At 66.4% G+C, this 15,413-nt stretch carries 13 protein-coding genes; 6 read left to right on the forward strand and 7 right to left on the reverse strand.

Going from position 1 to position 15,413, the window contains the following annotated elements; all coding sequences use genetic code 11:
- The first annotated feature begins 13 nt into the window (after positions 1–13).
- Positions 14–1,021 (forward strand): bestrophin family protein, encoded by a 1,008-nt coding sequence (locus tag LPA45_RS08465; RefSeq protein WP_317920053.1) that lies wholly within the window; start codon positions 14–16, stop codon positions 1,019–1,021.
- Between the two features lie 346 nt (positions 1,022–1,367).
- Entirely contained in the window at positions 1,368–2,894 is a 1,527-nt protein-coding gene (locus LPA45_RS08470) for an ISNCY family transposase (protein WP_271815661.1), read from the forward strand.
- Between the two features lie 67 nt (positions 2,895–2,961).
- Here LPA45_RS08470 and LPA45_RS08475 read toward each other — a convergent pair whose 3' ends face one another.
- The 5 genes from LPA45_RS08475 to LPA45_RS08495 all read right to left on the reverse strand — a co-directional run bounded on the left by LPA45_RS08475 (position 2,962) and on the right by LPA45_RS08495 (position 7,515).
- A complete protein-coding gene (locus LPA45_RS08475) occupies positions 2,962–3,771 on the reverse strand; it encodes a GntR family transcriptional regulator (protein ID WP_317920949.1) in 810 nt (269 codons plus the stop codon).
- Positions 3,772–3,849: 78 nt separating this feature from the next.
- Positions 3,850–4,704, reverse strand: a complete 855-nt coding sequence (locus LPA45_RS08480) for an oxaloacetate decarboxylase (RefSeq protein ID WP_116320745.1) — start codon at positions 4,702–4,704, stop codon at positions 3,850–3,852.
- Entirely contained in the window at positions 4,701–5,231 is a 531-nt protein-coding gene (locus LPA45_RS08485; RefSeq protein ID WP_317920958.1) for a 3-isopropylmalate dehydratase, read from the reverse strand. Before LPA45_RS08485 ends, LPA45_RS08480 begins: the two co-directional genes overlap by 4 nt.
- 8 nt (positions 5,232–5,239) lie before the next feature.
- Positions 5,240–6,511 carry a 3-isopropylmalate dehydratase large subunit gene (locus LPA45_RS08490; protein WP_317920946.1) on the reverse strand — a complete coding sequence of 424 codons (1,272 nt, stop codon included), beginning with the start codon at positions 6,509–6,511 and terminating at the stop codon, positions 5,240–5,242.
- Positions 6,512–6,546: 35 nt separating this feature from the next.
- Positions 6,547–7,515, reverse strand: a complete 969-nt coding sequence (locus LPA45_RS08495; protein WP_116320742.1) for a tripartite tricarboxylate transporter substrate binding protein — start codon at positions 7,513–7,515, stop codon at positions 6,547–6,549.
- Between the two features lie 234 nt (positions 7,516–7,749).
- Here LPA45_RS08495 and LPA45_RS08500 point away from each other — a divergent pair, with 234 nt between their 5' ends.
- Together LPA45_RS08500 and LPA45_RS08505 are read left to right on the forward strand one after the other, a co-directional pair.
- Positions 7,750–8,166, forward strand: a complete 417-nt coding sequence (locus LPA45_RS08500; protein ID WP_317920943.1) for a helix-turn-helix transcriptional regulator — start codon at positions 7,750–7,752, stop codon at positions 8,164–8,166.
- A 2-nt stretch (positions 8,167–8,168) separates the two neighbouring features.
- Positions 8,169–9,497, forward strand: coding sequence for a type II toxin-antitoxin system HipA family toxin (locus tag LPA45_RS08505; protein ID WP_116320741.1), 1,329 nt, complete (start codon positions 8,169–8,171; stop codon positions 9,495–9,497).
- Positions 9,498–9,499: 2 nt separating this feature from the next.
- Here LPA45_RS08505 and LPA45_RS08510 read toward each other — a convergent pair whose 3' ends face one another.
- Entirely contained in the window at positions 9,500–9,922 is a 423-nt protein-coding gene (locus LPA45_RS08510; protein WP_317920941.1) for a DUF1801 domain-containing protein, read from the reverse strand.
- Positions 9,923–10,115: 193 nt separating this feature from the next.
- On the opposite strand from LPA45_RS08510, the gene LPA45_RS08515 reads away from it, so the two are divergent.
- Positions 10,116–13,574, forward strand: a complete 3,459-nt coding sequence (locus LPA45_RS08515) for an adenylate/guanylate cyclase domain-containing protein (protein WP_317920940.1) — start codon at positions 10,116–10,118, stop codon at positions 13,572–13,574.
- Positions 13,575–13,586: 12 nt separating this feature from the next.
- Positions 13,587–14,240 carry a hypothetical protein gene (locus LPA45_RS08520; RefSeq protein WP_317920938.1) on the forward strand — a complete coding sequence of 218 codons (654 nt, stop codon included), beginning with the start codon at positions 13,587–13,589 and terminating at the stop codon, positions 14,238–14,240.
- Here LPA45_RS08520 and LPA45_RS08525 read toward each other — a convergent pair.
- Complete coding sequence (locus LPA45_RS08525; protein WP_116320737.1) at positions 14,221–15,261, reverse strand: patatin-like phospholipase family protein; 1,041 nt, start codon at positions 15,259–15,261, stop codon at positions 14,221–14,223. The two genes, LPA45_RS08520 and LPA45_RS08525, sit on opposite strands and share 20 nt — an antisense overlap.
- Between the last annotated feature and the right edge of the window lie 152 nt (positions 15,262–15,413).

Here is a 15,413-nt window from a genome sequence, read left to right on the forward strand (position 1 = left end):
AGACGCATGCACCATGCACCTTGGAAAATCGTACTCAATATCCGAGTTCACGTTCTGGTCGAGACGGCAACTCTATGCCTCGGTAGCATGCGCATCGCTGCCAGTCATGCTCTACCAGTTCCTGGGACTGAAATGGCTGTCAATCCCGGTTTCGGTTGTGGTGCTTCTGGGAACGGCCACTTCGTTTATCGTGGGTTTCAGGAACGTGCAGACTTACAGCAGGGCGCTGGAGGCCCACCAGATCTGGACCGAAATTCTGAATGGCAGCCGGTGCCTGGGCGTGATGAGCCGGGATTTCCTGGCAGGGCAGCCGGGCGCGCGCGAACTGATCCTAAGGCATTGCGCCTGGCTGACGGCGCTGCGTTACCAGCTGAGGACCCCAAGGGTGTGGGAAAACGCGGGCAAGGCATCCATCGTGGAGTACCGCAAGTACTACCGGATCCCGGAGTGGGAAACGCCATTGGATAAGGCGCTCGCGCGATACCTGCCAAAGGCCGAGCTCGACTCGCTTTCGCATGCCGAGAGCAAGACCAGCCGGTTACTGGGAATGCAGTCAGCGACGATCAAGCGGTTCCTTGACGCGGGCGAGATCAGCAATGCCTTCTACCTGGAGTTGGGAGGATTGCTCAGGGGCTTCATCGCGCAGCAAGGGCGAGCGGAGCGCATCAAGGACTATCCGTACCCCAGGCAATATGCGGTCATCAACAAGCTGTTTGTCCGTACCTTTTGTGTGCTGCTGCCCTTTGGGCTGCTTACAGAGTTCGAAAAGCTCAATGCCGGCGTTTCAGGCTTCATGCATGGCAACATGATCTGGCTGGTCATTCCATTCGGCACTATGATCTCGTGGATGTACCTAGCGCTGGAGCAGGTGGGCGAAAGTACCGAGAACCCGTTCGAAGGCAACGCCAATGACGTACCCATGGCACAGATCTCACACAAAATCGAACGCGAGCTCATGGACATGCTTGGCGAGAAAAGCGACGTCCCCGAGCTAAAGGCAGAGCGCGGTATCGTCCTCTGACCGATTCCGCAGGCTGGCGCCTGCACGCCACCTTGGTCCGTGCGCAGCCCCGGTCCGCGCTGTTACGGGGATGAGACGGTGTCTTGACCTGCGTGCGCCATCAACTTGATTTAACATAACATACATTATGCGAAACAAAAATGTTAGGCCCAAATAGTAATGTCGTACTTGAGCCAAATAGTAATGTCGTACTTGAGCCAAATAGTAATGTCGTACTTGAGCCAAATAGTAATGTCGTACTTGAGCCAAATAGTAATGTCGTACTTGAGCCAAATAGAAATGTCGTACCCCCTTGCCAAGGCTGGCATGCTGGCGGCTTTCCGTCTGTCCGAGACCGGAGGCCGCGATGCGCAAGCCCGAGACCATCACGATGACTATGCGCGAACTCGATCGGCTCAAGGTGATTCAGGCCGTGGTCGATCATGGCCTGTCGGTATGGCGCGCGGCCGAGAAGCTCGGCTTATCACGGCGTCAGGTGGAACGTCTGGTACTACGCTACCGTGAGGACGGTCCCGTCGGCTTGGGCTCGCGCAAGCGTGGTCGTGACAGCAACCGCCAGCTCCCGCCCGGGCTGGAATCCCGTGTCCGGGGCCTGATCCGCGACAGCTACGCCGACTTCGGCCCCACGCTGGCGGCCGAGAAGCTGCGCGAGCGCCATGGCATCAACCTGGCCACGGAAACGGTGCGCCGGATCATGATCGACGCCGGTTTTTGGATCCCCAGGAAGCTGCGCCCGCCCAAGGTGCACCAGCCGCGCAACCGCCGCGCCTGCCTGGGCGAGCTGGTGCAGATCGACGGCAGCGACCACGCCTGGTTCGAGGACCGGGCCCCGGCCTGCACGCTACTGGTGTTTGTCGACGATGCCACCAGTCGGCTGATGCAGTTGCTGTTCGTCCCATCGGAATCCACACCAGCGTACTTCACCGCCACACGCGCCTACATTGAGCGCCACGGCAAGCCGATGGCGTTCTACAGCGACAAGTTCAGTGTCTTCCGGGTCAATGCCCGGGACAGCGCCGAGGGGCGCGGCTACACCCAGTTCGGGCGCGCGCTGTTCGAGTTGAATATCGACATCCTGTGCGCCAATTCGAGCCCGGCCAAGGGCCGCGTCGAGCGCATGAACGGCACACTGCAGGACCGGCTGGTCAAGGAGCTGCGGCTGCGCGGCATCAGCACGATGGATGCGGCCAATGCCTTTGCCGCGCATTTCATCGCCGACTTCAACGCGCGCTTTGCCAAGGTGCCGCGCAGCGACTTTGATGCGCACCGGCCGCTGCGCGGCGATGAGGATCTGGAGCGGATCTTCAGCTGGCGCGAGTGGCGCAAGGTGTCGGCCAGCCTCACGCTGCAGTATGACAAGGTGCTGTACCTGCTCGAGGACCGGCCCGAGCACCGGCGCCTGGTCCACCGCTACCTCGAGGTCGCCGAGTATCCGGACGGGCGGATCGAGCTGTGGGCCGACGGCGCGTCCCTGCCCTACACCACCTTTGACAAGCTCGCCGAGGTCGACCAGGGCGCGATCGTCGAGAACAAGCGGCTCGGGCACGTGCTGGCCATTGCCGCGCAGGTGCAGGCGCGGCGCGACAGCCGGCAAACCATCGGGCCGTCGCGCACGCTGGCCGGCGAGCCGCCGCGCCCACACCGGCCGGCGCCCAACACCAAGCGGCAGCGGCTGATCAACCGGCTCGATCTGGAGCGCGCGATGGCGGCGCCGCCGCGCAATGAGAAGGCGGACATTTTAACTTTGCCCACCGTGAATCCATTGCCCCACCCTGGGCTAAATTCTGTCACGTCAGGCCAGCACCACCGCCCCACCACCACCCCGCAAAAGACGCCAACCCCGCACAAAAAGCACGCTCGCTCCGACATTTGAATTCAGCGGAAGGGACGACCTTTCAAAACCGGCTGGACAAAAAAATCGAATTTTGGGCGGCCCAGAATTATTCCAGCGGCGAAATCGTCGTGCCCGCCGCGCCCGCGTCCGACGAATCGGCGTCGATCCAGACACGCGTAGCCCCGCCCACGCGCGACAGGCGCATCTGGTAGGTGTAGCGCTCCGGGTGATACAAGCCCACCAGGTATTGCACACGCCGGCCTTGCCGATCCGTGGCGATGCGCGAAACGCGCAACAGCGGCACGCCGGGACTAAGGCGCAGGATGCGGGCAACCTGAAGGTCCGCGACGGCAGCCCCAAGGGTCTGGTCGGCGGAAACGACATGCACGCCGTGCTGTTCCAGCGCCACCAGCATCGGCGTGTCCTGCAACGTATGCCGGTCGAGCGCGGTGGCCAGGTCGTCGGGCACGAAGACCTCGGTATAGGCGATCGGCTGCGCCTTGAACTTGCGCACGCGCACCACCTTGAGCACCGCGGCGCCGGGCGGCAGGTCCAGCGCCGTGCTGACCGCTGGCGGAGCCGGCATGCGCTTCCATTCCAGGACCGTGACGCGCGTTCGCTTGCTGACGCTGACGATGTTGTCCAGCAACCCGCCGCGCACCGCCGTGGCGGTGACTGCCGCATGCCGGAAGGTCGGCACGGTGCCCTTTCCGCGCAGACGCGCGACCATCCCCTCCTCTTCCAGCCGCGCCAGCGCCGAGCGCACGGTGACGCGTGCCACGCCGAATTCTTCGGCGAGCTGGCGCTCGCCGGGCAGCGGCATCCCGGTCTCGTAGTAGCCGCCGCGGATACGGTCGCGCAGGATCAGCCGGACTTGCTGGAAGCGGGGAAGATCGGGATTGGCATCCAAAGACATGGGCAACAGGCTGACGAGCGTACCGTGGCATTGCCGCCACGGTACGCCCGTCGCGCCGCCTGGACAAGCGCTGCTGCCCTATTCGTAGCGCTTGCCCAGCGCCAGCATTTCAGGCGTGCCGATCGTCTCGTTGAGCGCCTGGAACGAGAGCATCCGGTCCAGGTACGGCGTGGTGGTCTGGTGCGCGCCCAGGCTCTGCAGGTAGTCGCGCAGCGCAAAGGCCAGCGCCCGCACGGTACCGCCGGGGAATATCACGACGCGAAAGCCGATCTGTTCCAGTTCCGGCGCGGGCAGCACCGGCGTCTTGCCGCCTTCGACCATATTGGCCAGCAGCGGCGCGCGTGCCCCGAGCCTGGCGATGGCTGCCGACATGTCTTCGCGGCTGCGCAGCGCTTCCACGAACAGCAGGTCGGCACCGGCCTCGGCATAGCGCTCGGCGCGTTCCAGTGCCGCTTCCATGCCCTCCACCGCCACCGCATCGGTGCGGGCAATGATCAGCGTGCCCGCATCGCGGCGCGCATCGCAGGCGGCGCGGATCTTGCCCGCCATCTCGGCGGCCGGGATCACCGACTTGCCGTCGAGATGCCCGCAGCGCTTGGGCATTGCCTGGTCTTCCAGCTGGATCGCCGATGCGCCGGCACGCTCGAGCACGCGGACGGTCTGCACTACGTTAAGTGCATTGCCGAAGCCGGTGTCGGCATCGACGATCAGCGGCAGCGCCACGCGCTCGCGGATATTGCGGGTGACCGAGGCCACGTCGTCGAGCGACAGGAAGCCGATATCCGGCCGGCCGAATCGCGTATAGGCGATGCTGGCGCCGGACAGGTAGGCGGCCTGGAAGCCGGCCTGTTCGACCAGCAGCGCGGAAAATGCATCGTAGACACCCGGTGCGGTGACGATGCCGGGTTGTTGCAGGCGTTGCTTCAGTGTCATGCTGGAATCCCGGTCACGGAAAGTTGGCCCGCCGCAATCTTGCGTGCGAGGTGCGGCACGAGGCCGCCGTCGTGGATCATGTCCACCAGGTGCGGCGGAATCGGTTCGCATTGTAGCGGCGTGACGCCTTCGACAAAGACCTGCGCACGCGCAAGATCGCAACCGGCGCGCTGGCCCGCCGCGATCCGGGGCAGCGCCGGGCAGGTGAACAGCGGCAGGCCCAGGTTGAAGCCGTTGCGATAGAACAGCCCGGCGAACGACGGCGCGACCACGGCTGCCACGCCCAGGTGGCGCAGCACTTCCACCGCCTGTTCGCGCGACGATCCCGCGCCGAAATTGCGCCCGCCGAACACGATGTCTCCGGGCCGCACCGCGCCGGCAAACTCGGGATCGACATGCTCCATGCAATGGCGCGCGAGTTCTTCGATGCCGTACTTCATGTAGGCGCCGGGCGCGAGCAAGTCCGTATTGATATCGTCGCCGAACACCCAGGCGCGACCGGTGAAAGGACCAATGTCTGGCGTCATCGTCTTGTTCACGACAGCATCTCCCGTGGATCGGCGATTCGGCCCGCGATCGCCGACGCGGCTACCGTGTACGGCGAACCGAGATATACCTGCGACGATGCGGCGCCCATGCGCCCCTTGAAATTGCGTGCGGTGGCGCTGATCACCACGGTGTCCTCGCCAAAGCGGTGCTCGCCGTAGCCGGCGCACGCGCCGCACGCGTTCGGCAGCAGTTCGGCACCGGCAGCCACCAGCGCGCCCAGCGTACCCTCCCGCTCGGCCTGCGCCTGGTCGGCGGCGCTGGCCGGTGCCACCAACAGCCGGATATTGCGCGCCACGCGCTGCCCGCGCAGCACCTGCGCCGCCATGCGCAGGTCGTCGAGCTTGGCGCCGGTGCAGGCGCCGATATACGCGATGTCGATTCCCACATTGCCAAGGCTGTCGACATCGCCCGCATCCGCCGGGGTATGCGGCCGCGAAACCTGCGGCGCCAGCGACGCGGCGTCGAAGTCATGGGTAGCCAGGCAGGCGGCGCCGGCATCCGACTGCCAGCGGTCGACGTCGATGTCCGAAGCCTCCACGCCGGCGCCGAGCAGCCAGTCACGCGTGACCGCGTCGGGCGCCACCAGGCCGGCTTGGGCGCCGAGCTCGGCGGTCATGTTCGACAGCGTCATCCGCTCCTGCATCGACAACGCCGACACGGCGGCGCCGGCATATTCGACCGCCTGGTACTGGCCGCCGTCCATCCCGAACTGCGTGCACATGCGCAGCATCATGTCCTTAGCGGACACGCCGGCGCGCAGTTGGCCATGCCATTGCATGCGGATGGTCTGCGGCACGCGTACCCAGATCTCCCCGGTCACCAGCACGCCAAGCATCTCCGTCGCGCCGATGCCGAACATGTAGGCGCCGAAAGCACCGCCGGTCGACGAGTGGCTGTCGCCGCCGACCGCCATCATGCCGGGACGCAGGTAGCCCTTCTGCGGCACCACCACATGGCAGATGCCCTCCATGTCGTGGAAACGCGCCACGCCCTCCTCCCTGACCCAGTCGCGTGCGATCTGCACGATCCTGCGGCTGTCGGCGTCATGGGCGGGCACGTAGTGGTCGGTGACCACCACCACCCTGGACGGGTCCCAGACCCGGGCGCCGATTTTCTCCAGCAGCGGCTTCACGCGGCGCGGGCCGCCCGAGTCATGCATCATGGCCAGGTCGACGCGGCAGGTGACGATTTCTCCTGGCGTGACATGCGCGCGGCCGGCCGCGCGGGCCAGCAGTTTCTGGGCGAGCGTCTGGGGCATGGCCTGCGGCGCTGCCTGTGCGGACACCTGCGCCATCATTCCACCCGCGTGCCGGATGCCTGGATCACCTTGGCCCAGTGCTGGATATCACCGCGGACAAACTGCGCGAACGCCTGCGGCGTCATGCTGACCGCGCTGGCGGCCTCGGTTTCCATCCGCTGCTGGTACGCGGGATCCTCCACCGCGAGCTTCACCGCCCGATACAGCTGGTCGGTGGTTGCCTGCGGCAGCTTTGCCGGCCCGAACAACCCGAACCACGCCGATGACTCGAAGCCCTTCACGGTACTGCCGATGGTGGGCACGCCCTGGAACTGCGCCAGCGGCTGCTTGCTGCTGACGCCCAGGATCTTGAGCGCGCCGGACTTCGCATGCGGCAGCACGTTGACGGTACTGGCGAACATCAGGTCCACGGTGCCGGCCAGCAAGTCGGTCAGTGCGGGATTGGTGCCCTTGTAGGGAATGTTCAGGATATCGGTGCCGGTCTGCAGCTTGAACTGCTCGCTCGCCAGGTGCAGCGACGATCCTTGCGCGCCGATGGCAAAGCTCAGCTTGCCAGGATTGCGCTTCGCATAATCGATCAGGCCGGCGGTATTGTTGAACGGCGCGTTCTTGCGCGCCACCAGCACGCTCGGCACGCGCGCGACCATCGATATCGGCGTGAAGTCCTTGACCGCGTCGAACGGCAGGTTCTTGTAGAGCGAGGCGTTGATGGTATGGCCGGTAAAGCTCATCAGCAGCGTGGTGCCGTCCGGCGTGCTGCGCGCAACGTATTGCGCGGCGATATTGCCGCCGGCGCCGGGCTTGTTGTCCACCACTACGCTGCGCCGCAGCGTCTCGCCCATCGAACGGGCGATCAGGCGCGCCAGTGCGTCGGTGGTGCCGCCGGCCGGGCTGCCCACCACGATCGTGATCGGCTTGTCGGTTGCGGCCTGCACTGCCGGGGCCATCGAGGCCAGGGCGGCCAGCGCGGCACTGGCCAGGAACTGTCTTCTGCTGAAAGGCATGTCGGTCTCCACCACTGTTCTGGCTACTTCGGGTGAAGTGGACTCTATGCCCGGGGCCAAGCGCGTTCAATGGAACCGGGTGGTCCTATCTACGGGACCACCTGTGGACCTCGGTCAGATTACAGGTGTTGGCCTGTTTTCTTGCTGTACAGGTTTTATCCTGTATTCTTCAGATACAGGCCATAGCTTGTAAAACACTAAAACAGGTTATATCCTGTACATTGTCAGCAACCCATGGCCAGCCATCCCGGGCCGGCACGCGGCACCATGCAATATCCCATCCATACCCTCAGCCAGTTGCGCCCGATCCTGCAGGGCTTCAGGAAGTCCAGGGGCCTGACGCAGGCAAATATGGCGGCTTACCTGGGCGTCAGGCAACAGACCTACGCCGAACTGGAAGCCAATCCCGCCGCGGCCAGCGTCGAGCGGCTGTTCAAGGCGCTGCGCGTGCTCGGCGTGGATATGGTGCTCTCCCCTGCCCCTGATACCCATGCGCAGCCGGAGCCTGCGCAAGAGACAAGTCCCGCCGCCCTGCCGACAGGCAAGGTTGCTCGCAAGGCAGCGCCGGCAGACAAGCCGAAAAAGCCCGCCGGGGCCAAGGCAAGCCGTCCCGTCCGCACGACCACCGAACCACAGCGGGAGGACTGGTAGCCATGGCACGCGGCACGCAGGGGAAGCGGCTCGACCTGTGGATGAACGGGTTGCCGGTGGGCCACTGGGAAACCACGCCCGCCGGCGACCGGCTGGCCTATCGCGAAGACTGGATTGCCGACCCGCAAGGCCGGCCGTTGTCGTTGTCATTGCCCTTCACGCCGGGCAACCAGCCACACCGTGGACCGGTGGTCGCCAATTATTTCGACAATCTGCTGCCTGACAGCGATGCCATCAGGCGGCGCATCGCTGCCCGGTACCAGACCGGCGGGATCGACGCCTTCGCGCTGCTGGCCACGGTCGGCCGCGACTGCGCCGGCGCCATCCAGATGTTGCCACCGGGAGAAACGCCGACGGCGTTGAACCGCATCCAGGGGCGGCCGCTGTCGGATCCCGAGATTGCCACCCTGCTGCACGAGGCCACGACCGAGCCCGTGCTCGGGCTGCGCGAGCCCATCGACGACCTGCGCCTGTCCATCGCCGGCGCGCAGGAAAAGACCGCGTTGCTGTCCTGGGGCGGGCAATGGCTGTTGCCGCAAGGCAGTACGCCTACCACGCATATCTTCAAGCTGCCAATGGGGCTGGTCGGCAATATGCGCGCCGACATGCGGACCTCGGTGGAAAACGAATGGCTCTGCGCCAGGATCGTCGCCGCCTTTGGCCTGCCGGTCGCCGCCTGCGAGATTGCACGCTTCGGGGAAATCAAGGCCCTGGTAGTCGAACGCTTCGACCGCAGGCCTTCTGCAGACGGTTCCTGGCTGCTGCGCCTGCCGCAGGAGGACATGTGCCAGGCCACCGGGACCTCGGCATTCCAGAAGTACGAATCGGACGGCGGGCCTGGCATCCAGCAGATCGCCGACATCCTGTCGGGCTCACGCTCGGCGCTGTCCGATCGCCGCAACTTCTTCCTCACGCAGATCGTCTTCTGGCTGCTCGCGGCCACGGATGGCCATGGCAAGAACTTCAGCCTCAGCCATCTGCCGGGCAGCCGGTATGAAGCCACGCCGCTGTACGACATCCTGTCGGCGCATCCGATCATCGGCAAAGGCAAGAACCAGCTGGCGCCGCAACGGGCACGGCTGGCGATGGCGCTGCACGGCAAGAATTCGCACTACGCCATCCAGGAGATCCAGCGGCGGCACTGGTTTGCCCAGGGACAGCGCATCGGGTTCTCGCCCGATGACGTCGGATCGATGCTCGACCAGGTCGTCTCGCAGACCAGCCTGGCCATCGATACCGCCGGCTCGGCACTGCCGCCGGAATTTCCCATGGACCTGGCCAACGCCATCTTCGATGGCATGCGCCGGCAGCAGCGGCGCCTCGCCGCCTGAGGCTAGCGCCGGCCCTTGGACTGGTTCAGCGCCACGGCGGCGCGGATCAGTGTCTTCAACGCCTTTTCGTCGATCTTGTCGCCTTCATGGAAGTCGATGGCGCGGCGGGTGTTGCCCTCCAGGCTGGCGTTGAACAGGCCGGCAGGATCGTCCAGCGCCGCGCCCTTGGCGAAGGTCATCTTCACAGCGTTCTTGTAGGTCTCGCCGGTGCAGAGGATGCCGTCGTGCGACCAGACCGGGACGCCGCGCCATTTCCATTCCTCGACGACTTCCGGATCGGCTTCCCTGACCAGCGTGCGCAGCCGGCCGAGCATCTGGCCGCGCCAGTCGTCCAGCTCCCGGATCCTGGCATCGATCAGCTCCGGAGCCGGAATGCTGTCTTGCTCGCTGTCCTGCTTGCTGTCTTGCGTGTCGCTCTTTTTCATGGCGGTTGCTCCTCAAGCGGATGCCGTGCCGGAGGCACTTGGCTGGCCCTGCATTGTGCCCAAGCCGGCGCTGCATTGCCACCACCGCGCCACCACGGCGTCAACGACGCCCTCACCTTGCCACGCCGCCCAAATCTGCCTCTAATAGTCTGAACAGGCGGGTCGGCATGACCCGGTCCGGTCAGGAGGCGAAATGCGCTGCACGCATTGCGGCTTCGCGAACCTTGCGGGCGCCAACTTCTGCGAGGAGTGCGGGGCGAGGCTTGCCCGCGTTTGTCCGCAATGTGGCGCAGAGGCCACGCCTGCCGCCAAGTTCTGCCGGGCCTGCGGCGTTTCCCTGACTGACACACCCGCGCCGGCACCCGCGCCTCAACTGGCGCCGCAACCAGCCAGGCCACCGGCGACCGCCCCCGTCCACTACACCCCGCCCCATCTCGCCGAACGCATCCTGGCCGAACAGGCAGCCATGGAAGCCCGCGGCGAGGCCGCCGGCGAGCGCAAGACCATCACCGCCCTGTTCGCCGACATGGCCGGCTCGACCGCGCTGACGCAGGACCTGGACCCGGAAGACGCGCGCCGGCTGATCGACCCGGTGGTGACGCTGATGATGGAGGCGGTCCACCACTACGAAGGCTATGTCGCCAAGTTCCTCGGCGACGGCATCCTGGCGCTGTTCGGCGCGCCGATCGCGCACGAGGACCATGCCCTGCGCGCGTTGTACGCGGCGCTGCGGATGCAGGGCGCGATGCATCGCCACAGCGACCGGGTGCGGCTGGAGCAAGGCATCCCGCTGCAGATCCGCATCGGCATCCATACCGGCGAGGTGGTGGTGCGATCGATCCGCAAGGACGACCTGCATACCGACTATGACCCGGTCGGGCACACCATCCACATTGCCTCGCGCATGGAAGGGATTGCCACGCCGGCATCGATCCTGGTCAGCGAATCCACGCACAAGCTCGCCGAAGGCTATTTCGAGTTCACGGCGCTGGGCACCACGCATGTCAAGGGCGTGCGCGAACCGCTGGCGGTATATGAGGTGGTCGGCCTGGGTGCGTTGCGCACGCGCCTGCAGGTGGCGGCGCATCGCGGGCTGGCCCGTTTCGTCGGACGCCAGCAGGAACTGGAAGACTTGCATGAGGCGCTGGAGCATGCCAAGGCGGGCGACGGCCGCATCGTCGCCGTGGTAGGCGAGGCCGGCGTCGGCAAGTCACGGCTGTTCCATGAATTCAAGACCCGCTCGCAACAGGGATGCCTGGCACTGGAGACGTTCTCGGTCTCGCACGGCAAGGCCTTCGCCTACCTGCCGCTGATCGAATTGCTGAAGAACTACTTCCAGATCACCGCGCAGGACGGCGACCGCGCTTGCCGCGAGAAGGTGACGGGCCGGCTGCTGACGCTCGACCGTTCGCTGGAAGACCACCTGCCCTACCTGCTCTACCTGCTGGGCACCACCGAACCGGGTTCGCCGCTGCCGACCATGGATCCGTCGATCCGGCGCCAGCGCACCTTTGACGCGATCGCCCGGCTGCTGGTGCGCGAGAGCGCCAACCAGCCGCTGATGCTGATCTTCGAAGACCTGCAATGGCTTGACGGAGAAACCGAGGCCTTCCTCAACATGATGGTCGACCATGTGCCCGGCGCGCGCATGGTACTGCTGGTCAACTACCGGCCCGAATACACCCATCGCTGGGAAGCCGGCGCACATTACTCGCAGCTGCGGCTGCAGCCGCTGGGCCCGGCCGAGGCGCAGGGCCTGCTGACCGCGCTGCTTGGCGACGACCAGAGCCTGGTGCCGCTGAAGCGGCTGATCCTCGGCAAGACCGAAGGCAACCCGTTCTTCATGGAGGAAGTGGTCCAGACCCTTTCCGAGGAAGGCGCGCTGCTGGGCCAGCCCGGCTGCTACCGCATCGAGCAGGCGCCGGCGCTGCTCCACATCCCGACCACGGTCCAGGGCGTGCTGGCCGCGCGTATCGACCGGCTGCCGCTGGCGCAGAAAGAGCTGCTGCAGACGCTGGCGGTGATCGGCAAGGAATTCCCGCAAAGCCTGGTGCTGCGCGTGGCCGGGCTCGACGACGACAAGCTGCATCCGTTGCTGGCCGACCTGCAGGCCGCCGACTTCATCCACGAACGCCCGGCGTTCCCGGAAGTCGAGTACGCGTTCAAGCACGCGCTGACCCAGGAGGTCGCCGGCAATTCGCTGCTGACCGAACGCCGCAGCGCATTGCATGAATGCACGGCACGGGCAATCGAAGACTTGTTCCAGGGCCGGCTCAAGGACTATTGCAGCGAGCTGGCCCACCACTACAGCCTCAGTGGCAACGTGCCCAAGGCGGTCGAATACCTGCACTGCGCCGGCCAGCAGGCGCTGCAGCGCTCGGCGCAGGCCGAGGCGATCCGGCACCTGAGCACCGCCATCGAGCTGCTCAAGCGGCAGCCCGACACGGCCGAGCGCGCGCGCCAGGAACTGACGCTGCTGCTGACGCTGGGACCGGCGCTGATGGCCGCGCGTGGGCAGGCGTCGCAGGAAGTCGAGGCCAATTACCAGCGCGCGCTGGCGCTGTGCGAACAGGGTCGGCAGACGCCTTATGTCTTTTCCGCGCAGCTCGGCCTGTGGGCCTTCTACCAGTTGCGCGCGCAATACCAGGTGTCGCTGCCGCTGGGCAAGCGGCTGCTCGGCCTGGCACTGCAGTCGCAGCGGCCCAAGCAGCTGGCCGAAGGCCACCGCGTGCTGGGAGCCACGCTGTTCCGGCTGGGCAAGCTCGACGCCGCGCGCACGCATATGGAGACGGTGCTCGCCCTGCCCCACCCCGATTCGCAGGCCTATGACTTCCTGATGGGCTACGGGCGCGATCCGGTCGTGCACGCGACCAGCACGCTGGGCTGGATCATGTGGTACCTCGGCTTCCCCGACCATTCCCGCGCACTATGCCAGGAAGCGCTGGTGATGGCGCGCACGCGCCCCGACGCCTACAACCTGGCGCTGTGCCTGGTATTTGCCGCCGAAGTGCACCAGTGCCGGCGCGAGGCGCAGCTGGCACGCGAGTATGCCGAGGCCGCGATCGCCATCTCCGGCGAGCAGGGATTCCCGATCTACCTGGCGTGGGGCACGGTGGTGCAAGGCTGGGCGATGGCCGAACTGGGCGAGGCCGAGGAAGGGATCGCCCGGATCCGCCATGGCCTGGCCGCCTACGAGGGCACCGGCGCAGTGCTCGGCATCCCCAACCTGCTGTCGCTGCTGGCCGATGCCTGCGGCAAGGCCGGGCGGGCGGACGCCGCCCAGGAAGCGCTGGCGCGTGGGCTGGCACTGGCTGAGGAGACCGGCGAGCGGCTCGACGAAGCCACGCTGTGGCGGCTGCGCGGCGACATGCTGTGCCGGCTGCAGCCGTCCGGACACGAGGAAGCAGAAGCCTGCTTCCGGCAGGCGCTCGACATCGCCACCGGGCAAGGTGCGAGGCTGCTGGCGCTGCGCGCCGCGCAAAGCCTGGCCAGGCTGTTGCGCACCCAGGGCAAGGCCGATGTGGCGCGCGAGATGCTGGCCCGGCACCTTGCGCCGCTGACCGAAGGCAGCGACACGGCCGACCAGCAGGAGGCCGCCGCGCTGCTGGCCGCGCTGGGAGGCGAGGTATCCGCCACGCATCCGGCACCATAACCCTTCGCGCCCATGACCCCGCTACAGGCCAGCCAGCTCCAGGACCGCTTCGCAGCCGTGTGGGCGCGCGCTGGGGGCACGCATGCGCGCGACGCCTTTGCCGACCTTGCCGGCCGCTACGGCGAGCCGGGCCGCCATTACCACACGCTCGACCACATCCGCCGCTGCCTGCGCGACCTGGACTGGGCGCGCGACGCCATCGCCCCGGACGATACCGACGCGGTGGAACTGGCGCTGTGGTGCCATGACGTGATCTACGTGCCCGGCGCGACCGACAACGAAGCGCGCAGCGCCGGCTGGATCCTGCAGTGGGGGACCGGCATTGCCGCCGCCGACCGGATCGCCGCACTGGTGCGGGAAACGGTCCACGACGGGATGCCGGCAAGCCCCGCGGGCCGCTTCACCGCCGATATCGACCTGGCGGCGCTCGGCTGCAGCCGGGTGCGCTTCCGCCACAATGGCGCCTGCCTGCGCGCCGAGCGCACCGACCTGGACGACCAGGCCTACGATGCCGCCGAGCGCGCCTTCCTGCGTGCCTTGCTGGACAGCCCGCGCATCTACTACACCGAGCTGTTCCACGCGCGCTACGAGGCCCGCGCTCGCGGCAACCTGGCGTGGCGGCTGGCACAGCCGGGCCCCGCCGGCGTCACAGGAATTCGCCGCTGATGTCGATGCTGGAGCGCTGGCCGATGCTGTCGTAGTGTTGCGCCAGCCAGGCCGTGGCCTGCTCCCTGCCCCGGTCGCGCAGCGCGCACAGGAAGCCCCAGTCGGCGTTGTACTTGGTCGACACGCCGAGCGCCGCCATGGTCTCGTCGGAGCGGATCGAGTGGATCCACATCTCCTTCATCTCGCGACCGTCGACCTTGCCCTGCTGGATCAGCGCGGTGACGAAGGCAATGGCGCGCATCTCGCGCATCAGCGATGAGTTGAAGCTGAGTTCATTGACGCGGTTGAGGATATCCGCCGCCGAGGTGGGCACGCCGTGGCGCACGATCGGGTTGATATGGACGATGACCACGTCGTGGGTCCGGCAGTGGTAGATCAGCGGGAAGATCGCCGGGTTGCCGACATAGCCGCCGTCCCAGTAATACTGGCCATCGATGCACACCGCCTGGAACAGCGTGGGAACGCAGGCCGATGCCAGCACGGCATCGATGCTCAGTTCCTCCGGCGGAAAGATGCGTATGCGGCCGGTCTCGATATTGGTCGCGCACAGGTAGAGCTGGATCGGGCAATGCTGGCGCAGCACGGCGAAGTCCACCTGCGAGCCGAGCACTTCGCGCAGCGGGTTCAGGTTGTTGGGGTTGAACTGGTATGGCGACAGGAGGCGCAGCGCAATGTCGGCCATGGCATACAGCGGGGAATGGTTCAGCCCCAGGGTATGGCCGGTCTTGAACCAGGGCATCCAGCGGAACGGGCTGTAGCGCTGCGCCGAGTGCGAGATCGCCAGCCAGAATGCGTGCAGGGCCTCGCGTGCGCCGGCGCTGCCGCCTTGCAGCAGCCCGTAGGCCAGCACCGCGCCGTTCATGGCGCCGGCGCTGGTGGCGCTGACGCCCTCGATCGCCAGCCTGCCGTCCTCAAGCAAGCGGTCGAGCACGCCCCAGGTGAATGCCCCGTGCATGCCCCCACCCTGCAGGGCAAGCGCCACGGGTTTGGGGTCTGGCTGGTCTGGCTGGTCCGGCTGCATGCGAGGCTCCCTTCCTGGCGCAGCTTGCGTGCGCCAGGCTCCGTGCCGCGGGCGGCTGTCCGTATGCATCCAGTGTAGGGAATAAGCCGTTTGGTAACAGCCTGGCGCGTGGTGCGGCGACCGGACGGATGGCCGGCTTGCCGCTTGCGCCA

This window comes from Cupriavidus sp. Agwp_2 (assembly GCF_040784895.1).
GTDB lineage: Bacteria > Pseudomonadota > Gammaproteobacteria > Burkholderiales > Burkholderiaceae > Cupriavidus.